Below are 22,473 nucleotides of genomic sequence, written 5' to 3' on the forward strand. Positions count from 1 at the left end.
TTCTCATCTCCGACGAAATACGTAAAAAGAGAAATTTTTACTTTCGGCAACGCTGTGAGGTAGTTAACTAAATCCCTTTTTATGTTCAAAAAACAGAATATAAATACCCGTCAAATCAGTTAATTAACCATAATAAGATCACAATTTTACAATATTGTAATAAGCGAATATTTTTCTCTTTCATGCATAAATTACGCCCGCATTAGAGTAAGTTTTTCCTTAGAAATTGACTTAGCATACTCGCAGATTAATAAACCCTCGTTAGTGGAACGATATAAAACATGACTACTGAACACTCATCCCTGTTTATAAACTGGCTAAAAAAAGAAGTGGCTCCGGCATTAGGCTGTACGGAACCCGTTGCTATTTCTTTTACCGCCGCTTACGCTGCGAAACATTTAGATACGGCTTGTCAAAACATTAGCGGTTTTATTTCTGCGAACCTGTACAAGAATGCGATGGGCGTAACTATTCCGGGCACTTCCGTCAGCGGGGTGGCGCTCGCAGCCGCAATTGGCGCATTTGGTGGCGATGCGGATAAAGGTTTAAAAACGCTGGAGGGAATTACCGAACGGCATGTTGAATTAGCCCAGAAGTTAATTGCCGATGGCCAGGTCAATATTAGCGTGAAAGATACCCCTGACTTTATTCATCTGGATCTGACGCTAACGGGTGGCGAAAAGAGCTGCCGCGTGGTGGTCAAGGGCACGCATACCAATATCGTTGAGCTGTATATTAATGGCGAAGCGCAGGTACTGGCGGACAAACAGAGTACGGTAACGCAGCAGGAAACATTAGCAACCTTCTCGCTTGCGGAAGCCTTTAATTTTATTAACGAGGTCGAATTCGCCGACATCGCATTTATTCTCGAAGCCGCCCGGCTCAATTCGGCGCTGGCGGAGGAAGGTAAAAGCAAAAAATACGGCTTGAACATCAACGGCACCTTCTCTGATGCGGTAAAAAATGGCCTGCTCAGCAACGACCTGCTGAGTAAAGTCATCATCAATACCGTCGCCGCATCCGACGCGCGAATGGGCGGAGCCCCCGTCGTCGCGATGTCTAACTTTGGTTCCGGTAACCAGGGTATCGCCGCCACCATGCCGGTAGTGACGGTCGCGGAGCATCTTAACGCTGATGAAGAGACCCTCGCGCGGGCGCTGGCGCTCTCCCACCTGACCGCCATATCGATCCACTCCCGCTATACGCGTCTGTCCGCGCTATGCGCGGCGTCCACGGCAGCGATGGGCGCCGCGGCAGGCATGGCGTGGTTATTTACCCGTGACCTGCAAACAATTAATACCGCTATTATTAATATGATCAGCGATATTACCGGCATGATTTGCGATGGCGCCTCTAATAGCTGCGCAATGAAAGTATCGTCCGTGGTTTCCAGCGCCTTTAAGGCCGTACTGATGGCGATGCAAAATAGCTGCGCAGGCTCTAATGACGGCATTGTTTGCGCTGACGTTGAGCAGACTATTAATAATCTCTGCCGTCTGGTAATTAAGCCTATGGCCTATACCGATAAAGAAATCATCAACATTATGGTAGCAAAGTAATCATTAATTAGCGTTTTAATGTACCTTACACAAATAATTAATCTCCTGAATACAACAGGTATTGTTCATGAACAAAAAAGTGATTCTACGGGGTATGAGCGCCATACTTCCCCTGTGCATCGGCGACTTTCCGTTTTCATTTATTGTCGGCGCGCTAAGCGTTAGCGCCGGGATGAGTATCTGGCAAAGTACGGCATGGTCGACGATTGTCATCGCCGGTTCGGCACAAATGCTGGCGTTAAATATGCTAAAAACCGGAGCGAGCCTTGGGGTGATTATATTCACCACGCTGATTATTAATCTTCGCCATGTGCTTTATAGCGCCTCTATTTCCAGTACGGTACGCGAAGCCTCCTTCTTTAAAAAATGCTTTATGGCGTATGCCCTGACCGATGAAGTGTACGCCACGACGGTGAAAGAGATGGAGGAGAATAAAAAAGATAAATATCTTTTCTATTTTTCAGCAATGCTGACGTTTTGGTTCGCCTGGGTGCTGGCCGATTTCCTTGGCGCTCTGGTTGGCGCCTCTTTTCCGCACATTGAAAAATATGGTCTGGACTTCGCGATGGTCGCCGCATTTATCGCCATCGTGGTGCCACAAATCAAAAGCCAGGCCTGCACCGTCGCCGCCGTTGTTGCTGCCGTATCCGGGGTACTTTTGGTCGTACTGCCCTACTCGTTAGGTATCGTCGTCGCGTCCGTACTGGGCGTAATGGCGGGCCTGAGCGTCGATCTCGCCGAAGAGCGTAAACAGGCGCAGGCCGCTGACAAACTCTCTCTCGAAGGAGCGCTGGAAAATGAGTAATAGCTTTTTTATCGCCCTGACGCTGGGCATGGCCGCCGTGACCTTTCTTATTCGCTTCTCGTTCATTGGCCTCGCCGGGAAGATTCAGATGTCGAGCCGGGTCAGCAAAACGCTGCGTTTTGTGCCGGTGACCGTGCTGCCGGCCATCATCACGATTCAGATCCTGAGCGTGAACTCCAGCATGGAGTTCGATTTGAAAAACCCGAAGGTGATCGCCGCGATTATCTGCACGCTCGCCAGCTTCCGCCTGGGCCTGGTCTGGGTCGTCGTCAGCGGCGTCGGTTCACTGGTTTTGCTCAACTATTTCATGTAATCACCTATCAGAAGGAATCAACAGAATGATAATTACCACCGCCGCTGCGCCTGCCGCCATTGGCCCGTATGTTCAGGGAGTAAATCTGGGTACCATGACGATGACCTCAGGGCAGCTCCCGGTCAATCCGCAGGACGGCACCATGTCTGACGACATCGCTCAGCAGACGCGACAGTCGCTGGACAACGTTAAGGCTATCGTTGAAGCGGCGGGTTTGCAGGTGAAAAACATCGTTAAGACGATGGTCTTCGTCAAGGATCTGAATGACTTCGCCACCATCAACGCGGTGTATGAAGCGTTCTTCACCGAACACAACGCGGCCTTTCCGGCCCGTTCCTGCGTCGAAGTCGCCAGACTGCCTAAAGATGCGGGCATTGAGATCGAAGCCATCGCCGTCGCCTGATCCCCGGCCGGAGGCCATCCTCCGGCCACTTCTTATCCCCCCCACTTTTGAGGTTTACCCGCAGCGAACTTTACGGGCAAAATATCGCCACTTCTTTGCGAGGAACGCAGAATGCTAAAGATTCGTCTTGCACGTCCGGAAGATGCGGCTTTACTCAACCAGATGGCCAATGCCAGCTATCGCCACCACTTTGCCCACCTCTGGCACAACGCCGATGAAATGGAGCACTACCTGCAGCAAGAGTATTCCATGGCCGCGCTGGCGCACAGCCTGGCCGATCCGCAGTGCTGCTGGTTGATTGCTGAGGCAGAGGAGCCAATTGGCTTTGCTAAATATGCCTGCCGCCAGGACATCAACCCCGAAGGCCCTACGGGTACGCTATTGCATAAACTCTATCTATTACCTGACGCTACCGGGCATCGCTACGGCGAGCAGATTTTTCGCGCCGTCGAGAAGCGAGCGAAAGAGACCGGTGAAAGCTGGCTATGGCTGGAAGTGCTCGCCGCGAATACCGGTGCCCGCCGTTTTTATGAACGTCAGGGGATGCAGCACGTGAAGGATGTGGCATTTCATTCTGCAACCCAGGAAAGCACACTCCATATTCTGGCTAAACCAATCTGAGAGGCAGCATGCATACCCTTCGTGAAACCGCCATTCGTAACGTCGCCAGCGGCGAAAACGTGGTGATTTACCAGCCCGCCAACCTTTACGACTGCACGCTTGGCGATAACGTCTTCGTCGGGCCGTTTGTAGAGATTCAGGGCCATACCCGTATCGGCAACGACAGCAAAATTCAGTCCCACACCTTTATCTGCGAGTACGTGACCATCGGCGAGCGCTGTTTTATCGGCCACGGCGTGATGTTCGCCAACGATATGTTCCGCGAGGGAAAACCCAACGCCGACCGCGAGAGCTGGGGAAGAATTGTGATTGGCAACGATGTGTCTATCGGCAGCGGCGCAACCATTCTGGCGGTCAGCATCTGCGATGGGGTCGTGATTGGCGCGGGCAGCGTGGTGACCAAATCCATTACGGAGAAAGGCGTGTGGGCCGGGAACCCGGCAAAGCTGCTGCGGCGGCTATAACAAAAATGCCGGCCACATGGGCCGGCATTGCGAACGTTTTAGCGATTATGCGCGCCAGGATTTATAGCGGTTAATCAGACCGTTAGTGGAGCTGTCGTGGCTGCTCACTTCGGAACCATCTTTCAGCTCCGGCAGGATGCGGTTAGCCAGCTGTTTGCCCAGCTCAACGCCCCACTGGTCGAAGGTGAAGATGTTCATAATCACGCCCTGGGTGAAGATTTTGTGCTCATACAGGGCAATCAGCGCGCCCAGGCTGAACGGCGTAATTTCACGCAGCAGGATGGAGTTGGTGGGGCGGTTGCCTTCAAACACTTTGAACGGCACCACGTGTTCCAGGGTCGCCGGATCTTTACCCTGATCGCGATATTCCTGCTCAACCACTTCGCGGGATTTACCAAACGCCAGCGCTTCGGTCTGCGCAAAGAAGTTAGACAGCAGCTTCGGATGGTGATCGGACAGCGGGTTATGCGTAATCGCCGGCGCGATAAAGTCGCAAGGCACCATTTTGGTCCCCTGGTGAATCAGCTGGTAGAACGCGTGCTGACCGTTGGTACCCGGCTCGCCCCAGATGATTGGGCCCGTCTGGTAATCCACGGCGTTGCCGTTACGGTCAACGTATTTACCGTTGGATTCCATGTTGCCCTGCTGGAAGTAGGCGGCAAAGCGGTGCATATACTGGTCGTACGGCAGAATCGCTTCGGTTTCAGCGCCGAAGAAGTTGTTGTACCAGATACCGATCAGCGCCAGCAGCACCGGCAGGTTTTTCTCCGCCGGGGTGGTGGAGAAGTGTTTGTCCATCGCGTGCGCGCCGGAGAGCAGCTCAACAAAGTTGTCGAAGCCCACGGACAGGATGATGGACAGGCCGATGGCTGACCATAGAGAGTAACGGCCGCCAACCCAGTCCCAGAACTCAAACATATTGGCGGTATCAATACCGAACTCGCCAACCGCTTTACCGTTGGTCGAGAGCGCGGCGAAGTGTTTCGCGACGTGCTTCTCATCGCCGGCGGTCGCCAGGAACCAGTCGCGCGCGCTGTGGGCGTTGGTCATGGTTTCCTGAGTAGTAAAGGTTTTCGACGCGACCAGGAACAGGGTGGTTTCCGGGTTCACCGTTTTCAGCACTTCGGCGATGTGGGTACCATCGACGTTAGAAACAAAATGCATATTCAGGTGATTTTTGTACGGGCGCAGCGCTTCGGTCACCATGAACGGGCCGAGGTCGGAGCCGCCGATACCGATGTTGACGACGTCGGTAATCGCTTTACCGGTGTAGCCTTTCCAGCTGCCGGAGATAATGGCTTCGGAGAAGGTTTTCATCTTCTCAAGCACGGCGTTCACTTCCGGCATCACGTCTTTGCCATCAACCAGAATCGGAGTATTGCTGCGGTTACGCAGCGCAACGTGCAGCACCGCGCGGTCTTCCGTGCGGTTAATCTTCTCGCCGGAGAACATGGATTTAATGGCGTCTGCCAGGAAGGTCTCTTTGGCCAGGTCCTGCAGTTTTGCCAGCGTCTCTTCGGTGATGCGGTTTTTGGAAAAATCCACCAGCATCAGATCGTCGAACGTGGCGGAGAATTTAGAGAAACGATCGCTATCCTTCGCGAACAGATCCGCGATGGTAACGTCTTTCATTTCATCAAAGTGTTTCTGTAATGCCTGCCAGGCAGAGGTCTGCGTTGGGTTGATGTTTTTCATTAGCAATACTCTTCTGATTTGAGAATTGTGACTGCGGTCGATTGTAGCGCCGGTGACGAAAAATTGTGATGATTTTTGTGTTATGCCGATGATACGCGTCAGGATTAGAGCCAATTTGGCGCAAATCGCCCCTCATAGTATAGACATCATAAGGCTTTTTTCTGTCAGCGACTCGCGCATGAAAAATCCGCATAACCCTGACGTTGACATACTTCGCCTGAAGCCTTTATATAACGGCAGTACCTACATATACGTAGGTAGGTATGGATCGCGCATTTCACGCTACAGCGAAAGGGTATTGCAGGGGGGTATAATGTCCCGCGTCCCCCTGGCAAAGTGAAAGACGTCGGTAATTGCCAGAAGAGGTGCGTTGCCCAGGTAACCGTATTGGAGGAGCCAGTCCGGGGAAAATACGTGAGGGGGAGCAACGCCGAGGTGAATAAGCGTCTGGTTACGCTCATCACCGGCCACAGGGGCTGAATCCCCTGGGTTGTCACCAGAAACGTTCGCAGTCGGGCGTTTCATACTCGCCGTCTGATGCACAGCATCGGCAAGCGGGTCTACAAGGTGGAGCACTTCTGGGTGACATCGTAGTTTGTTTATCGCTCTGCGCCCACCCTGTTTTTCGCTCTTCCCTTGTGCCATGGCTGAATAATTTGGCCTGGCTTATTAAGACATTTTATTGCAATCCGGTTGCGTCCAGCCCCGCCAGGATTGGTTTTCTGGAATCGTTTTAATAAGTCAGGCCCCCTGACACGAGGTTGTTATGACAGACTTAGTTGTAGCCAAGTTCGGCGGCACCAGCGTTGCCGATTTTGATGCCATGAACCGTAGCGTGGACGTCGCGCTGCTGGACGCCAATACCCGCGTGGTGGTGCTTTCCGCCTCAGCGGGGGTGACCAACCTGCTGGTCGCCTTAGCGGAAGGGCTGGAACCCGGCGAACGTTTCGCGAAGCTCGATGCCATGCGTCAAATCCAGTTCAATATTCTGGAGCGTCTGCGCTATCCCAACGTTATTCGCGATGAAATTGAGCGCCTGCTGGAAAACATCACCACCCTGGCGGAAGCCGCCTCCCTGGCCAGTTCAACCGCGTTAACCGACGAACTGGTCAGCCACGGCGAACTGATGTCTACTCTGCTGTTTGTCGAGATCCTGCGCGAGCGCGGTATCGCCGCCCAGTGGTTCGACGTGCGCAAAATTATGCGCACCAACGACCGCTTTGGCCGCGCGGAACCGGATATTGCCGCCTTATCTGAATTAACCCAGCAGCTGCTGGCCCCGCGTCTTGCGGAAGGCGTGGTGATCACCCAGGGCTTTATTGGCAGCGAAGCCAAAGGCCGCACCACCACGCTTGGCCGCGGCGGCAGCGACTATACCGCCGCGCTACTCGGCGAAGCGCTAAACGCCACCCGCGTCGACATCTGGACCGATGTTCCGGGTATCTATACCACCGACCCGCGCGTCGCCCCGGCGGCCAAACGCATTGACGTTATCGCTTTTGAAGAAGCGGCGGAAATGGCGACCTTTGGCGCGAAGGTCCTGCATCCGGCTACCCTGCTCCCCGCCGTGCGCAGCGATATTCCGGTATTCGTCGGCTCCAGCAAAGAGCCGAAAGCCGGCGGCACGCTGGTGTGCAAAAACACCGAAAACCCGCCGCTGTTCCGCGCGCTGGCGCTGCGCCGCAAGCAGACGCTGCTAACCCTGCACAGCCTGAATATGCTGCACTCACGCGGTTTTCTGGCCGAGGTATTCAGTATTCTGGCCCGCCACAGTATCTCCGTCGATCTGATCACCACGTCGGAAGTGAGCGTGGCGCTGACCATGGATACCACCGGTTCGACGTCGGCTGGCGATACCCTGCTCACCCAGGGACTGTTGACCGAACTTTCCTCTCTGTGCCGCGTTGAGGTCGAGCAGGATCTGGCGCTGGTCGCCATCATTGGTAATGAACTGTCGAAGGCGTGCGGCGTCGGTAAAGAGGTGTTTGGCGTACTGGACCCGTTTAATATTCGTATGATTTGCTACGGCGCATCCAGCCATAACCTGTGCTTCCTGGTCCCGGGTGCGGATGCCGAAAAAGTGGTGCAGAAGCTGCATCATAATCTGTTCGAGTAATAGCGAATAAAATGGCCCGCCATTTCTGCCGGGCCATTTTTAGTTTCCCATCACCGTGGTCATCAGCAATCTGTCCAACTCCCTGACATCACCGCTCCGGCTCTCAGGCAGCGCTGGCGGGATTGCGCCTCTGAGCAGCTCGGACTGAATAAACGCATGCAGCAGCAGTCGACGCGGGCCGTTTTCCGCCTCTCCTGCGCGCTGTTTACGTTCCAGCAGCTCGTCTATTTCCGCACGTAGACCCGCTTCCAGCTCGCTTCCTGCCAGCAGTTCATTAAAGCGCATCGGCGGCACGCCTTTTCCCGCCTCAACCCAACGGACGGCCAGCAGCGGGCGCAGTACGTAAAAGTACTTTTTCAGCCGCACCCGTTCGCCTTGCAGATAGCCGCGAAAATTTTTACGGGCCATCGAATAGTAATGCCAGCGGGCGCGAACCGGAGAAAACCAATGCGGTATCACTTTCTTCAGCGCCTGAACCGTTGCGTCATCCTGCTGATACACCACCGGTGAATCCAGCCATTCGATCAGCGTCGGGTTCGCCCCTTTCAGCAGACCCAACGCCTTGCGCCACTCCCAGCCGCAGACGTCCAGCTCATCGTCGATGGGCAGCTCAATAACATCGCGCGGGGGATCCACCCGCAGGTACCACTCCAGCGGGTGAACGTAGAGAAACCGCACATCATAATCGCTGTCCGGCGAGGCAAAGCCCCAGCCCCGGCTGCCGGATTCGCAGGCGTAGAGCACTCTGACGCCGTAGCGCTGCTCCACGTCTTTTAACTGCCGCCGCACCTTATGGCGCATGGCGGCGCTTACAGCGTGATACGTCATTTTCATTATCCTTTTAGATTCACCAGGCCATGCAGCACCTGGTCCAGGCCGCCAAAGACCGAGATTTTATCGATACGCTCCGCCACTCTTTCCAGCGTTTCCAGCTCTTTTAAGCGCAGCGCGACCGGGTTATTCTCCATCACCTTCGCGGTGTTGAGCAGCGAGCGCGTCGCCGCGGTCTCTTCACGCCGGCGGATCACGTTCGCCTGCGCCGATTTCTCCGCCTCCACCAGCTGCGACAAAATGGCTTTCATGTCGCCGGGCAGCACAATATCCTTCACGCCCAGCGACGCGACGTCGATACCAAATGCCGCCATGCGCTCGGTGACCTGCGCGCTCACGACCTCATCAATGATTTTCTTATCTTCCAGCAGCTCATCCAGCGTTCGCGTTCCGACGGCTTCACGCAGCGCAAACTGCAGCTCGCGATACAGATGGTCCAGCGGCTTCGTCAGCTGTCCAAACGCCTGCAGTACATCGCTGTAGCGCCAGTTCGCCGCCAGATTTAAACGCAGGTTCACTTTATCTTTGGTCAGAATCTCCTGGCCGCCAACCTCCAGCACCTGCAGGCGGGTATCGACCACTTCCGCTTCCACCAGATGATTGACCTTCCAGTACGCGCTCAGGCCAGGCTGCAGCAGCGATTGTGTCTCGCCGTCGATTTTCAGCACCCCGACGTGCCACGCCGGCACCGATACGGTGAGGATCGCTTCGCGACCTTTTACCGCCCCGTGACGTCGCGGCTGCAGCACCGCATTCATAATGTCAGCCGGAACCGCAACCTGCCGGGTATCGATACGTAGCAGCTGAATTTCATCACCGGCGGACCAGTACAGTCGGCGCGTCGAAGGCGGTAAAATTTCCTGCAGCACACCGTTGGCATACAGCGCCCCGGCCTCGACATCCGTCAAATCCGCCGCCAGGCAGTCGCGTTCAATCCATTCCGGCTGAAAGCGTCGTAAATACTCCGCCAGCGCCTCCGGCACTTCGCTGCCGTCCCGGTTAACGATCAGCACTTCGGGGACGTTGAACCACGGCAGGCGATGCTCGCCCGCTTCCAGAACCTGATAGTAGTCACCCTGACGGGATAAAAGGCCAAGCTGACCTTTACGTATCGTGATTTTCTTCGTCATTTTTTGTTCCTTAGCAAAATCAGGCGCGGGTGCAGGGGCGAAGCCGCAGGGGAACTCCCTTTTGCCTGCGGCACGGCGCCTTTACCGGCGGCCTGCTGTGGGGCGTGCTGACTGCGCATCACCCCGCGTTATTTCTATGATTAACGACCAGTTTTCATTGGAGATGAAATCGGGAATCGAACCCATTGGTGGTCATCGGCTGACGGAACGCGCCCGAAAAACGGCCTGTACCGTTCCTGGCGTGCCGGCGAGGTTTAACCCCCTGCGTTTTCAGCGTCGTGACGGAAGGGATATTGCCAGTTGCGTGCCAACAATAAAAAATGCGAGAGTTATTTTTCAATCAATTGATTAATAACGCTTTTGTTTTTAATTCAAACGGTAACGCTTGCCGCCGGCAGCAGGTTTTTTTATCTTTAAATATCGAAACTTATCTTTTGGGATAAACATGAAAAAGCGGCGAGTGGTCATTGGCGTCCTCGGAACGGTGCTGGACAAACGCGGCAAGCGGGCGAATCGCTTTAAAAAATGGCGGCCTACCGTTGGGCTATGCCAGCAGGCCGATTTTCCTGTCGACAGGCTGGAGCTTCTCCACCAGCCGCGTGATGAAAATATGGCGCAAAAGCTGATTGACGATGTCGCCCAGCTTTCGCCGCATACCGAAGTGCGCCCGCATACGATTGAGATAAACGATCCGTGGGATTTTGAAGAGGTCTACGCGGCGTTTCTCGACTTCGCCAACCGCTATCGCTTTGATACCGAAAACGAAGAGTATCTGGTGCATATCACCACCGGGACCCACGTGGCGCAGATCTGCTGGTTCCTGCTGACCGAAGCGCGCTATCTCCCCGCCAGCCTGCTGCAGACCAGCCCTGCGCCGAAAGGCGCAGCGGATGACGCCGTCGCCGCCGGTATTTACTCGGTGATCGATCTGGACTTAAGCCGCTACGCCACGCTCACCAGCCGCTTTCAGCGCGAGCAGCAGCAGTCCGTCTCCTTCCTGAAGGCGGGTATCGAGACGCGTAATGCGACGTTCAACGCGCTTATCGATCGTATTGAGCGCGTGGCGATCCGATCGACCGATCCGATCCTGCTGACCGGCCCAACGGGCGCCGGGAAGTCCGTCCTCGCCAAACGTATTTTTCAGCTTCGTCAGTCGCGCCATCGGGTGGCGGGAAAATTCATGGCGGTAAACTGCGCCACGCTGCGCGGTGATAACGCCATGTCCACGCTGTTTGGACATGTCAAAGGCGCGTTTACCGGCGCGGTTACGCCTCGCGCCGGGCTATTACGCGAAGCCGACGGCGGCGTGCTGTTTCTCGATGAAATCGCCGAGCTGGGGCTGGATGAGCAGGCTATGCTGCTGAAGGCCATCGAAGAAAAAACCTTTTTCCCGTTTGGCTCGGATAAAGAGGTGCACAGCGACTTCCAGCTAATCGCCGGCACGCATCGCGATATGCAGCAGTGGGTGGCGGAGGGGCGCTTTCGCGAAGATCTTTATGCGCGCATCAATATGTGGCGCTTTGCCCTCCCCGGCCTGGCGCAGCGGCGGGAAGATATTGCGCCGAACGTGGAGTATGAATTACGGCGACTGGCCAACGAGCGGCAGACGCAGATCCGCTTTGATAAAGACGCCCGCGAACGCTATCTGGCCTTTGCCTGCTCGCCGCAGGCGCAATGGCGCGGCAATTTCCGCGAGCTAGGCTCCTCCGTGGCGCGTATGGCGACCCTGGCCGAGCAGGGGCGCATTACGCTGGCCGTTGCGGAAGAGGAGATAATGCTGCTGAAAGAGAGCTGGCAGCTCACGACATCTTCTCCTGATATTGCGCTGGAAATCGATCTGTTCGATCGCCGCCAGCTGGAAACGGTGCTGGAGGTCTGCCAGCGCAGCGCTTCGCTCTCCGAAGCCGGACGCGAGCTGTTCGCCGTCTCCCGGAAAAAAAAGGCCAACCCTAACGATGCCGACCGCTTGCGCAAATATTTAGCGCGCTTCGGACTCAGCTGGGAGCTTATCCGCAGCGGAACATGAGCATAATTTGTTTGAATAATATGTCTTAGCACGATAAACAATAGCGATGGCCGGGCTCGATCCCGGCCGGTCTATAACAAGCAAACACAACTTACGTGCAAGGAAAACAACATGCTCGCCACGCTTACGCGGCTGTTCCCATTATGGGCGCTGCTGCTCTCGGTTATCGCCTATTACACGCCATCCACTTTTACCCCCGTTGGCCCGTGGGTCCCGACGCTGCTGATGCTGATTATGTTCGGCATGGGCGTGCATCTGAAAGTCGACGATTTTAAGCGCGTGCTTTCTCGCCCCGCGCCGGTCGCCGCAGGCATTTTTCTCCACTACCTGGTGATGCCGCTCGCCGCCTGGCTGCTGGCGCTGATTTTTCACATGCCGCCCGAGCTCTCCGCCGGGATGGTGCTGGTCGGCAGCGTCGCCAGCGGTACGGCATCCAACGTGATGATCTTTCTGGCAAAAGGCGACGTCGCGCTCTCAGTCACCATCTCATCGGTTTCCACGCTGGTTGGCGTGGTCGCCACCCCGCTGCTGACGCGTCTGTACGTGGATGCGCATATTCAGGTGGACGTGATGGGGATGCTGCTCAGCATTCTGCAAATCGTGGTGATCCCGATTGCGCTGGGGCTGGTCGTGCACCATCTGCTGCCAAAAGTGGTGAAGGCGGTGGAGCCGTTCCTGCCGGCCTTTTCGATGGTCTGCATTCTGGCGATTATCTGCGCCGTGGTGGCCGGTTCCGCATCGCATATCGCTTCCGTAGGCTTTGTGGTGATTATCGCCGTCATCCTGCATAACACCATCGGCCTGCTCGGCGGCTACTGGGGCGGACGGCTGTTTGGCTTCGACGAATCCACCTGCCGCACGCTGGCGATCGAGGTGGGAATGCAGAACTCCGGCCTTGCCGCCGCGCTGGGGAAAATCTACTTTGGCCCGCTGGCCGCGCTGCCCGGCGCGCTGTTCTCGGTCTGGCACAACCTGTCCGGCTCGCTGCTGGCCGGCTACTGGTCAGGGAAGCCTATCGCCGACAAACCGCGTAAACGGTAAAAGAGCGCGAATAACCCGTAATTTTCCCGGCTTGCGCTGCGCTTAGCCGGGCTACGGTCCGTGCAGCTTGCGGGTTTTGTAGCCGGACAGGTGCGCAGCGCCGCCTCCGGGATTTTCTGCGAGGCACAACAATTTACCGTGAGACGTCAGCCCCAATACCGTACACTGAAACCACAGGCTAATTGAGGGCACCACTATGGCACTCCCCCGCATCACGCAAAAAGAGATGACCGAGCGCGAACAGCGCGAACTGAAAACCCTGCTCGACCGCGCGCGCATCGCCCATGGCCGTCCGCTGACCAACGCGGAAACCAATAGCGTGAAAAAAGAGTACATCGATAAACTGATGGCCCTGCGCGAGGCCGAGGCTAAGAAAGCCCGCCAGCTGAAGAAAAAGCAGGCTTATAAACCGGACGCAGAGGCCTCGTTTTCCTGGTCGGCAAATACCCCGACGCGCGGCAGACGTTAACGCCCTTTCTTCTTGCGCCCCGGCGCGGTAAAGCGTTTGCCGTTCGACGCCGGGCGGGAGGACTTGTCGCTGGTTTTTTCAATCGCCACGACGGGACGCTTGATGCCGGCCGTTTTCGGCTTCGCTTTTGCCTTCGGTTTCGCTTCTGAAGACGAGTTTTCAATCAGTTTGAAAAGATCGATCAGCTCATCGTCGGTCAGATCGCGCCACTCTCCCAGCGGGATCCCCGTCAGGCTGACGTTCATGATCCGCGTCCGCTCAAGCTTCGTCACTTCATAGCCAAAGTGTTCGCACATCCGGCGGATCTGGCGATTCAGCCCCTGCACCAGGGTAATGCGGAACACAAACGGCGCTTCTTTTTTCACTTTGCACTTCTTCGTCACCGTGCCGAGAATCGGTACGCCCGCCCCCATGCCGCGGATAAACTCATCGGTCACCGGCTTATCAACGGTGACCAGATACTCTTTTTCGTGATCGTTACCGGCGCGCAGGATTTTATTCACCAGATCGCCATGGTTGGTCAGAAAGATCAGCCCCTGGGAGTCTTTATCCAGGCGACCGATGGGGAAAACGCGTTTGCTGTGGTTTACGAAATCAACGATGTTGTCGCGTTCGCCGTCTTCGGTAGTGCTGACGATGCCAACCGGTTTATTCAGCGCAATCAGGACCAGATCGTCCGCTTCGCGCGGCTCAATCAACCGGCCATTGACCTTTACCACGTCGCCCGCTTTAACCTGGTCGCCGATGGTAGCGCGCTTGCCGTTGATAAAAACGTTGCCTTGTTCGATAAAGCGATCGGCTTCACGACGCGAGCAAATTCCGCTTTCGCTGATGTATTTATTGAGTCGGGTTGATGAGTCGGGCAGCATAAAATCTCCTGTAAAAGCGAAATATACCCTACCTTGCGGGCGATAAAAAAGAATCGCGCTCTCGTCGCCTGCCGCTAAATGTGATCTGCCACGCCTTTCAACACAAAAGTGTGCCCATGAAAGCCCGGCAACTTTGCCCGGCGAAACAAAGCAGAATCAGGCTCTTATCACGTCCGGCACAAAGGTGCCATAAGCCACCGGTAAGCAACGCAAATGTGCAACAGAAACGGTCGGAACATCATCATGAAATAGAGGAAAATTTCTTTGAAGCGGGTCGCTGATGGGGTTATATCAGATCATGACAGCAACTCTCCCATTTGCACAAATGTGCAGGAGCCGACAGTGACGATGGAAAACAGCGACGATATTCGTCTGATCGTGAAAATCGCCCAGCTCTACTATGAGCAGGATATGACCCAGGCGCAGATTGCCCGCGAGCTGGGGATATACCGCACCACTATCAGCCGTCTGCTGAAGCGCGGCCGCGAGCAGGGCATCGTCACTATCGCCATCAACTACGACTACAACGAAAATCTGTGGCTTGAGCAGCAGCTAAAACAAAAATTCGGTCTCAAAGAGGCGGTGGTGGCGGCCTGCGACTCACTACTGGAGGAGGATCAGCTCAATCTTATCGGCCTGCATGGCGCGCAATTGGTCGACAGGCTGCTGGAGCCGGGCGATATCGTCGGCTTCTCCTGGGGTCGGGCGGTGCGCGCGCTGGTGGAGAATCTGCCGCAGGCCAGCCAGTCCCGTCAGGTTATCTGCGTGCCGATTATCGGCGGCCCCTCCGGAAAACTGGAAAGTCGCTACCACGTGAATACGCTGACCTACGGCGCAGCGGCGAAGCTGAAAGCGGAATCTCATCTCGCTGATTTCCCGGCACTGCTGGATAACACATTAATTCGCAACGGTATTATGCAGTCCCGGCATTTTAAAACGATTGCCTCCTACTGGGATAACCTGGACGTCGCGCTGGTGGGCATTGGTTCTCCGGCGATCCGCGACGGCGCCAACTGGCATGCATTTTACGGCAGTGAAGAGAGCGACGATCTCAACGCTCGCCAGGTCGCCGGCGATATCTGTTCGCGTTTTTACAACATTGATGGCGCGCTGGTCGAAACCGCCATGAGCGAAAAAACGCTCTCTATCGAGATGGCGAAACTCAAGCAGGCGCGCTACTCGGTGGGTATCGCCATGGGCGAGGAGAAATACGCCGGGATTCTTGGTGCCTTAAACGGTCATTACATTAATTGTCTGGTGACGAATCGAGAAACCGCTGAGTCATTACTGAAGTAAATGTCAAGAATATGATTTCACGCAGCGCTGCTGCGGGGGATCCCTTTATCTAAAGAAACAGGAGTCGATAATGAATACATGGTTAAATTTAAAAGACAAAATAATTATCGTGACCGGCGGCGCATCAGGAATCGGACTGGCGATTGTCGATGAGTTATTATCCCAGGGCGCAAACGTGCAGATGAGCGATATTCACGGCGGCGACAAACATCAGGATCGCGATAATTATAATTTCTGGCCAACCGATATTTCCAGCGCCAGCGAAGTGAATAAAACCGTCGACAGTATTATTCAGCGATTTGGCCGCATTGATGGTTTAGTCAATAACGCCGGCGTCAACTTCCCGCGTTTATTAGTCGATGAGAAAGCGCCGTCCGGTCGCTATGAATTAAATGAAGCGGCTTTCGAAAAAATGGTCAATATCAACCAAAAAGGCGTGTTCCTGATGTCGCAGGCGGTGGCGCGCCAGATGGTTAAACAGCGCAGCGGCGTGATTGTTAACGTCTCGTCGGAAAGCGGTCTCGAAGGCTCTGAAGGCCAGAGCTGCTACGCCGCGACCAAAGCCGCGCTGAACAGCTTTACCCGCTCCTGGTCGAAAGAGCTGGGCAAGCACGGTATTCGCGTCGTAGGCGTTGCGCCGGGCATTCTGGAAAAAACCGGGCTGCGTACGCCGGAATATGAAGAAGCGCTGGCCTGGACCCGCAATATCACCGTCGAACAGCTGCGCGAAGGCTATAGCAAAAATGCGATTCCTGTTGGTCGCTCCGGCCGTCTCAGCGAAGTTGCTGATTTTGTTTGCTATCTGCTCTCAGAGCGCGCCAGCTACATCACCGGAGTAACCACTAACATTGCGGGCGGCAAAACGCGCGGCTAAGGGGGAAACATGGTTAACGTCATCTTCTGCGCTCACGGTCAGCTGGCCTGCGCCATGCTCGACTCGGTGCGCATGGTTTACGGCGATGTCCACGTCAGCGCCGTGGCGTTTGTACCGGGGGAAAACGCGGGCGATATCGCCGATAAGCTTGAAAAGTTGGTAAGTACTCACAAAGAGGAGGAGTGGCTCATCGCCGTCGATCTACAGTGCGGCAGCCCGTGGAACGCCGCCGCCGGCCTGGCGATGCGCAACCCGCAGCTTCGGGTCATCAGCGGCCTGTCGCTACCGCTGGCTCTGGAGCTGGTCGATAACCAGCAAACGATGAATGCAGAAGCACTGTGCCAACATCTTGAGACCATCGCCAGCCAGTGCTGCGTCACCTGGCGGCAACCGGAAACCGTTGAGGAGGATTTCTGATGAACATTACGCTCGCACGCATCGATGACCGCCTGATTCACGGCCAGGTCACCACCGTTTGGTCAAAAGTGGCCAACGCCCAGCGCATCATTATCTGTAATGACGACGTGTATAACGACGACGTTCGCCGCACGCTGCTTCGCCAGGCCGCGCCGCCGGGCATGAAGGTCAATGTGGTGAATATTGAGAAAGCCGTCGCCGTTTATCACAACCCGCAATATCAGGACGAAACGGTTTTTTATTTATTCACTAATCCGCAGGACGTATTAACCATGGTGCAGCAGGGCGTCAAAATAGCCACGCTGAATATTGGCGGCATGGCCTGGCGACCGGGTAAAAAACAGTTAACCAAAGCGGTGTCATTAGACGCAGCGGATATTAATGCCTTTCAGCAGTTAGATAAGCTGGGCGTTAAGCTTGATTTACGCGTCGTGGCTTCGGATCCGTCGGTTAATATTCTCGATAAAATAGCAGAGCAGTCCGTTACAGAATAATAAAACGCGCCTTTTATTACACACTGTCATTCTGGATGCATCGCGGCGGCAAATGAGCGAGTCACCAGCAGCATAGCTAACTATGCGACTGGGGCGAGAGAATGCAGTCAACAAAGAGGCAGCCTGAAGAACATCGTGTAAATGCCGTAAAAGGCAGGGATTTCTATACCCTCAAGGTGAAAAATTATGGAAATAAGTACCCTACAAATAATCGCCATATTTATTTTTTCCTGTATTGCCGGGATGGGCAGCGTGCTGGATGAATTCCAGACGCACCGCCCATTAATCGCCTGTACCGTGATTGGCTTAATTCTCGGCGATCTAAAAACCGGGATTATGCTCGGCGGGACGCTGGAGCTGATCGCGCTCGGCTGGATGAACGTCGGCGCGGCGCAGTCTCCGGATTCGGCGTTAGCCAGCATTATCTCCGCCATCCTGGTGATCGTGGGCCAGCAAAGCATCGCTACCGGAATAGCGATTGCGCTGCCGGTCGCTGCCGCAGGTCAGGTGCTCACCGTGTTCGCCCGCACCATTACCGTGGTGTTCCAGCACGCGGCGGATAAGGCCGCGGAAGAGGCGCGCTTCAGAACAATCGATCTGCTGCACGTGTCGGCGCTGGGCGTTCAGGCGCTGCGCGTCGCCATTCCCGCACTCATCGTTTCTCTGTTTGTCAGCGCGGATATGGTCAGCAATATGCTCAACGCCATTCCGGACTTCGTCACCCGCGGTCTGCAAATCGCCGGCGGTTTTATCGTGGTGGTCGGCTACGCCATGGTGCTGCGCATGATGGGCGTGAAGTATCTGATGCCCTTCTTCTTCCTCGGCTTCCTCGCGGGCGGCTACCTCGACTTTAGCCTGCTGGCCTTCGGCGGCGTCGGGGTCATCATCGCGCTGATTTATATCCAGCTTAATCCGCAGTGGCGTAAACCCGAACCGCAGGCCGCCGCCACCTCTTCCACTGCCCTTGACCAGCTTGACGACTGATGGAGCCCAACATGGAACAGAGAAAAATTACCCAAGGCGACCTGGTGAGCATGTTTCTGCGCTCCAACCTGCAGCAGGCGTCATTCAACTTCGAACGTATTCACGGGCTTGGCTTCTGCTACGACATGATCCCGGCCATCAAGCGCCTCTACCCGCTGAAGGAGGATCAGGTCGCCGCGCTGAAACGCCATCTGGTGTTCTTCAACACCACTCCGGCAGTCTGCGGGCCGGTGATTGGCGTCACCGCCGCGATGGAGGAAGCCCGGGCCAACGGCGCCGCTATCGACGATGGCGCCATCAACGGGATCAAAGTTGGCCTGATGGGGCCGCTGGCAGGCGTGGGCGACCCGTTGGTATGGGGCACGCTGCGGCCGATTACCGCCGCCCTCGGCGCCTCGCTGGCGCTCTCCGGCAATATTCTTGGACCGCTGCTGTTCTTCTTTATTTTCAACGCGGTACGTCTGGCGATGAAGTGGTACGGGCTGCAGCTTGGCTTCCGTAAAGGGGTCAATATCGTCAGCGATATGGGCGGCAACCTGCTGCAAAAACTGACCGAAGGCGCCTCCATTCTTGGCCTGTTTGTGATGGGCGTGCTGGTGACCAAGTGGACCACCATCAACGTCCCGCTGGTGGTCTCGCAAACCCCGGGCGCCGACGGCTCGACCGTCACCATGACCGTACAGGACATCCTCGATCAGCTCTGCCCCGGCCTGCTGGCTCTGGGCCTGACGCTGCTGATGGTGCGCCTGCTCAATAAGAAAGTGAACCCGGTATGGCTGATTTTCGCCCTCTTCGGTTTGGGGATTATCGGTAACGCGCTGGGCTTCCTGTCCTGATTCTGTCCTGATTATTCCGCCCCGGCGATGCCGGGGCTACTTCAACAAGTTAGACCCAAAAGCTTTCGCAGCCGTCATGCGAAAGATGAAGGGGATGAGGTGGTAAACATGCAAACAACAACAGCCCTGCGGCTCTACGGCAAACGCGATCTGCGCCTGGAAACCTTTGAACTTCCGGCGATGCAGGATGATGAAATTCTCGCCAGGGTGGTCACCGACAGCCTGTGCCTCTCCTCGTGGAAAGAGGCGAACCAGGGCGAGGACCACAAAAAGGTGCCGGACGATGTGGCGACCAACCCAATCATTATCGGCCATGAGTTCTGCGGGGAGATTATCGCCGTCGGCAAAAAGTGGCAGCACAAGTTTCACGCCGGCCAGCGCTATGTGATTCAGGCCAACCTGCAGCTGCCGGATCGCCCGGACTGCCCCGGTTATTCTTTTCCATGGATCGGCGGCGAAGCCACCCACGTGGTGATCCCCAACGAGGTGATGGAACAGGATTGTTTGCTTTCCTGGGAAGGCGATACCTGGTTTGAAGGCTCGCTGGTGGAGCCGCTTTCCTGCGTGATTGGCGCCTTCAACGCCAACTATCATCTGCAGGAAGGCAGCTATAACCATGTGATGGGCATTCGCCCGCAGGGCCGCACGCTGATCCTCGGCGGCACCGGCCCGATGGGTCTGCTGGCCATCGACTACGCGCTGCATGGCCCGATCAACCCGGCGCTGCTGGTGGTCACCGATACCAATAAGCCAAAGCTCAGCTATGCGCGCCAGCACTATCCCTCCGAGCCGCAAACGCTGATCCACTATCTGGATGGGCGCGACGCCAGCCGCGAAACGCTGATGGCGCTCTCCGGCGGCCACGGCTTTGACGATATCTTCGTCTTCGTCCCTAACGAACAGCTCATCACCCTGGCATCCTCGCTGCTGGCCCCGGACGGCTGCCTGAACTTTTTTGCCGGCCCGCAGGATAAGCAGTTCAGCGCACCGATCAATTTTTACGATGTGCATTACGCCTTCACCCACTACGTGGGCACCTCCGGCGGCAATACCGACGATATGCGCGCCGCCGTAGCGCTGATGCAGGAGAAAAAGGTGCAGACCGCGAAGGTGGTGACTCATATTCTGGGGCTGAACGCGGCGGGCGCGACCACCCTGGATTTACCGGCGGTAGGCGGCGGTAAGAAGCTGGTTTATACCGGAAAAAACATTCCGCTTACGCCGCTGGGAAACATTAGCGACCCGCAGCTGGCGGCGATTATGGAACGTCACCACGGTATCTGGTCAAAAGAGGCGGAAGAGTACCTGCTGGCCCACGCGGAGGATATTGCTCATGATTGATCGCGATACGCTGCTGTGCATGTCGCTGGCCGGTCGCCCGGGTAACTTCGGCACCCGCTTTCATAACTACCTGTATGAAAAGCTGGGGCTGAACTATATCTATAAAGCGTTTACGACCCAGGATATAGCCGCGGCGGTAAACGGCGTGCGCGCATTAGGCATTCGCGGCTGCGCGGTCTCAATGCCGTTTAAAGAGAGCTGCATAGCGTATCTTGACGCGCTTGACCCTTCGGCAAAGGCGATTGATTCGGTCAACACCATCGTCAACGACGACGGCAGGCTGACCGGGCTGAATACCGACTATATCGCGGTGAAAAGCCTGATTGACAGCTATCAGCTCGATTCCTCAGCCAAAGTGATGATCCAGGGCAGCGGCGGAATGGGCAAAGGGGTCATCGCCGCCTTCCGCGATGCCGGTTTCCGCGATGTGATTATCGCCGCCCGCCATCGCGAGCGCGGCCTGGCGCTGGCAAAGCAGTACGGTTTTCAGTGGCAGCCCAGGCCGGAGGGAATCGCGGCGGATATTCTGGTTAACGTCACGCCGCTCGGCATGGCGGGCGGTGCGGAAAGCGAAACCCTGGCCTTTAGCACGACGATGGTGGAACGGGCCGACGTGATATTTGACGTGGTCGCTCTGCCGCCGGAAACCCCGCTCATCAAGCTGGCGCAGAGGCTGGACAAGCGCGTTATCAGCGGCGCGGAGGTGATTGCCCTGCAGGCGGTGGAGCAGTTTGCGCTCTACACCGGCGTGCGTCCGGACGCGGCGCTGGTCGCTGAAGCCGCGGCCTTTGCCAGAGGATAAGGGCAAAACGGAGAGCGCCAGGGAGGGCGCTCTAATAACCGTTGATCAGAAAGTCGATTGCATCGCGCAGCGCAGCCCCTCCTTTGCCTGTGAATCATCAACGTAAAACTAAGCGGTTCCCGCTAACCTGTCACGCCCGGTAGAGTCACTCTGCGAGGCACTTTCCAGATTAATTCAGAGAGTCGCTGCGCCAATAATCACCGTTCCGCTTTGCTCAGCGCGTCCCAGCGTGAGCCACGTCAGCAAGCGGTAAGATATCCTGTGATAACATCTCTGCCCGAATAATCATCTGGTCAAATGGAGAAATAATGGAACTGCTGCTATTGAGTAACTCAACGCTGCCGGGCAAAGCCTGGCTGGAACATGCGCTGCCGACCATTGCCGGGCAGCTAAATGGCCGCCGTTCTGCGGTATTCATCCCTTTTGCCGGGGTGACGCAAACCTGGGATGATTACACCGCGAAAACCGCCGCCGTCTTCAGCCCAATGGGCGTTACGGTTACCGGTATTCACAGCGTCGCGGACCCGGTGTCGGCGATTGCGAATGCGGAGATAGTTATCGTCGGCGGCGGCAATACCTTTCAGCTGCTGAAAGAGTGCCGCGAACGCGGCCTGCTGGCGCCGATGGTGGATGTGGTGAAGCGCGGGGCACTGTATATCGGCTGGAGCGCGGGCGCTAACCTGGCCTGCCCGACGATTCGCACCACTAACGATATGCCGATTGTCGACCCTAACGGTTTTGCTGCGCTGGGGCTGTTCCCGCTGCAAATTAACCCGCATTTCACCAACGCGCTGCCGGAAGGCCATAAAGGCGAGACCCGCGAACAGCGGATCCGCGAGCTGCTGGTGGTTGCGCCAGAGCTGACGATTATCGGCCTGCCGGAAGGCAACTGGATACAGGTGACGCAGGGCCACGCTACCCTTGGCGGCCCGAATCCAACGCTGGTATTCAGAGCCGGAGAAGACGCGGTGACCCTCAACGCCGGTCATCGTTTCTAAACCCCGTGCGCACGTTTCCTGGAGGCGGCGCTGCGCGCCTGTCCGGGCTTGTATGATTACTCCGTCAGAAAGAACCGGCCAGTTCTCTC

Annotated in this window: 23 protein-coding genes and 1 riboswitch; of the genes, 19 read left to right on the forward strand and 4 right to left on the reverse strand. The window is 56.1% G+C overall.

Features of this window, described 5'->3' with window-relative positions; translation table 11 throughout:
• The first annotated feature begins 281 nt into the window (after positions 1–281).
• From ABLU67_RS04805 to ABLU67_RS04830, 6 genes are all read left to right on the forward strand, one after another.
• Positions 282–1,559 (forward strand): L-serine ammonia-lyase, iron-sulfur-dependent, subunit alpha, encoded by a 1,278-nt coding sequence (locus ABLU67_RS04805; protein ID WP_014227532.1) that lies wholly within the window; start codon positions 282–284, stop codon positions 1,557–1,559.
• Between the two features lie 67 nt (positions 1,560–1,626).
• Positions 1,627–2,364, forward strand: coding sequence for an AzlC family ABC transporter permease (locus ABLU67_RS04810; RefSeq protein WP_004097750.1), 738 nt, complete (start codon positions 1,627–1,629; stop codon positions 2,362–2,364).
• Complete coding sequence (locus ABLU67_RS04815) at positions 2,357–2,677, forward strand: AzlD domain-containing protein (protein WP_004097748.1); 321 nt, start codon at positions 2,357–2,359, stop codon at positions 2,675–2,677. Before ABLU67_RS04810 ends, ABLU67_RS04815 begins: the two co-directional genes overlap by 8 nt.
• Positions 2,678–2,702: 25 nt before the next feature.
• Positions 2,703–3,080, forward strand: coding sequence for a Rid family detoxifying hydrolase (locus ABLU67_RS04820; RefSeq protein WP_004097745.1), 378 nt, complete (start codon positions 2,703–2,705; stop codon positions 3,078–3,080).
• Between the two features lie 111 nt (positions 3,081–3,191).
• Positions 3,192–3,701 (forward strand): GNAT family N-acetyltransferase, encoded by a 510-nt coding sequence (locus ABLU67_RS04825; protein ID WP_014227531.1) that lies wholly within the window; start codon positions 3,192–3,194, stop codon positions 3,699–3,701.
• An 8-nt stretch (positions 3,702–3,709) separates the two neighbouring features.
• Positions 3,710–4,165: an acyltransferase gene (locus ABLU67_RS04830; protein WP_004097740.1), complete on the forward strand. Its 456-nt coding sequence runs from the start codon at positions 3,710–3,712 to the stop codon at positions 4,163–4,165.
• 45 nt (positions 4,166–4,210) lie between these two features.
• Here the strand turns inward: ABLU67_RS04830 and pgi are convergent, their stop codons facing one another.
• Positions 4,211–5,860 (reverse strand): glucose-6-phosphate isomerase, encoded by a 1,650-nt coding sequence (pgi, locus tag ABLU67_RS04835; protein WP_004097737.1) that lies wholly within the window; start codon positions 5,858–5,860, stop codon positions 4,211–4,213.
• Positions 5,861–6,212: 352 nt separating this feature from the next.
• A riboswitch (Lysine riboswitch) is annotated at positions 6,213–6,446 on the forward strand.
• 180 nt (positions 6,447–6,626) lie between these two features.
• Here pgi and lysC point away from each other — a divergent pair.
• On the forward strand, positions 6,627–7,976 hold the full coding sequence (lysC, locus tag ABLU67_RS04840) for a lysine-sensitive aspartokinase 3 (protein WP_004097732.1): 1,350 nt from the start codon (positions 6,627–6,629) through the stop codon (positions 7,974–7,976).
• A gap of 39 nt (positions 7,977–8,015) precedes the next feature.
• Here lysC and ABLU67_RS04845 read toward each other — a convergent pair whose 3' ends face one another.
• Positions 8,016–8,804 (reverse strand): nucleotidyltransferase domain-containing protein, encoded by a 789-nt coding sequence (locus tag ABLU67_RS04845; RefSeq protein ID WP_348852181.1) that lies wholly within the window; start codon positions 8,802–8,804, stop codon positions 8,016–8,018.
• A gap of 5 nt (positions 8,805–8,809) precedes the next feature.
• Entirely contained in the window at positions 8,810–9,937 is a 1,128-nt protein-coding gene (locus tag ABLU67_RS04850) for a slipin family protein (RefSeq protein WP_348852182.1), read from the reverse strand.
• A 445-nt stretch (positions 9,938–10,382) separates the two neighbouring features.
• Here ABLU67_RS04850 and rtcR point away from each other — a divergent pair, with 445 nt between their 5' ends.
• The 3 genes from rtcR to ABLU67_RS04865 all read left to right on the forward strand — a co-directional run bounded on the left by rtcR (position 10,383) and on the right by ABLU67_RS04865 (position 13,473).
• Positions 10,383–11,963 carry an RNA repair transcriptional activator RtcR gene (gene rtcR, locus ABLU67_RS04855; RefSeq protein WP_348852183.1) on the forward strand — a complete coding sequence of 527 codons (1,581 nt, stop codon included), beginning with the start codon at positions 10,383–10,385 and terminating at the stop codon, positions 11,961–11,963.
• A gap of 111 nt (positions 11,964–12,074) precedes the next feature.
• Positions 12,075–13,004, forward strand: a complete 930-nt coding sequence (gene panS / locus ABLU67_RS04860; RefSeq protein ID WP_025107709.1) for a ketopantoate/pantoate/pantothenate transporter PanS — start codon at positions 12,075–12,077, stop codon at positions 13,002–13,004.
• 196 nt (positions 13,005–13,200) lie between these two features.
• Positions 13,201–13,473: a DUF3811 domain-containing protein gene (locus ABLU67_RS04865; protein ID WP_009653910.1), complete on the forward strand. Its 273-nt coding sequence runs from the start codon at positions 13,201–13,203 to the stop codon at positions 13,471–13,473.
• Here ABLU67_RS04865 and rluF read toward each other — a convergent pair.
• Positions 13,470–14,342, reverse strand: a complete 873-nt coding sequence (gene rluF, locus ABLU67_RS04870) for a 23S rRNA pseudouridine(2604) synthase RluF (RefSeq protein ID WP_014227524.1) — start codon at positions 14,340–14,342, stop codon at positions 13,470–13,472. The two genes, ABLU67_RS04865 and rluF, sit on opposite strands and share 4 nt — an antisense overlap.
• 348 nt (positions 14,343–14,690) lie before the next feature.
• On the opposite strand from rluF, the gene ABLU67_RS04875 reads away from it, so the two are divergent.
• From ABLU67_RS04875 to pepE, 9 genes are all read left to right on the forward strand, one after another.
• Positions 14,691–15,638: a sugar-binding transcriptional regulator gene (locus tag ABLU67_RS04875; RefSeq protein WP_014227523.1), complete on the forward strand. Its 948-nt coding sequence runs from the start codon at positions 14,691–14,693 to the stop codon at positions 15,636–15,638.
• Positions 15,639–15,708: 70 nt separating this feature from the next.
• The gene (locus ABLU67_RS04880; protein ID WP_064375617.1) at positions 15,709–16,512 is read left to right on the forward strand and encodes an SDR family oxidoreductase; all 804 of its coding nucleotides are present in this window, start codon (positions 15,709–15,711) and stop codon (positions 16,510–16,512) included.
• Positions 16,513–16,521: 9 nt separating this feature from the next.
• Complete coding sequence (locus ABLU67_RS04885; RefSeq protein WP_014227521.1) at positions 16,522–16,929, forward strand: mannose/fructose/sorbose PTS transporter subunit IIA; 408 nt, start codon at positions 16,522–16,524, stop codon at positions 16,927–16,929.
• Positions 16,929–17,423: a mannose/fructose/sorbose PTS transporter subunit IIB gene (locus tag ABLU67_RS04890; protein ID WP_032747479.1), complete on the forward strand. Its 495-nt coding sequence runs from the start codon at positions 16,929–16,931 to the stop codon at positions 17,421–17,423. Before ABLU67_RS04885 ends, ABLU67_RS04890 begins: the two co-directional genes overlap by 1 nt.
• A 186-nt stretch (positions 17,424–17,609) precedes the next feature.
• The gene (locus tag ABLU67_RS04895) at positions 17,610–18,407 is read left to right on the forward strand and encodes a PTS mannose/fructose/sorbose transporter subunit IIC (protein WP_014227519.1); all 798 of its coding nucleotides are present in this window, start codon (positions 17,610–17,612) and stop codon (positions 18,405–18,407) included.
• An 11-nt stretch (positions 18,408–18,418) separates the two neighbouring features.
• On the forward strand, positions 18,419–19,243 hold the full coding sequence (locus ABLU67_RS04900) for a PTS system mannose/fructose/sorbose family transporter subunit IID (RefSeq protein WP_004097717.1): 825 nt from the start codon (positions 18,419–18,421) through the stop codon (positions 19,241–19,243).
• A gap of 108 nt (positions 19,244–19,351) precedes the next feature.
• A complete protein-coding gene (sorE, locus tag ABLU67_RS04905; RefSeq protein WP_025107714.1) occupies positions 19,352–20,584 on the forward strand; it encodes an L-sorbose 1-phosphate reductase in 1,233 nt (410 codons plus the stop codon).
• The gene (locus ABLU67_RS04910; protein ID WP_207172000.1) at positions 20,577–21,386 is read left to right on the forward strand and encodes a shikimate 5-dehydrogenase; all 810 of its coding nucleotides are present in this window, start codon (positions 20,577–20,579) and stop codon (positions 21,384–21,386) included. The genes sorE and ABLU67_RS04910 overlap by 8 nt, the downstream gene beginning before the upstream one ends.
• Positions 21,387–21,694: 308 nt before the next feature.
• Complete coding sequence (pepE, locus tag ABLU67_RS04915) at positions 21,695–22,384, forward strand: dipeptidase PepE (protein ID WP_187228799.1); 690 nt, start codon at positions 21,695–21,697, stop codon at positions 22,382–22,384.
• The last annotated feature ends 89 nt before the right edge of the window (positions 22,385–22,473 follow it).

It is taken from the genome of Klebsiella sp. GN_Kp190 (assembly GCF_040061795.1).
GTDB classification, from domain to species: domain Bacteria; phylum Pseudomonadota; class Gammaproteobacteria; order Enterobacterales; family Enterobacteriaceae; genus Klebsiella; species Klebsiella michiganensis.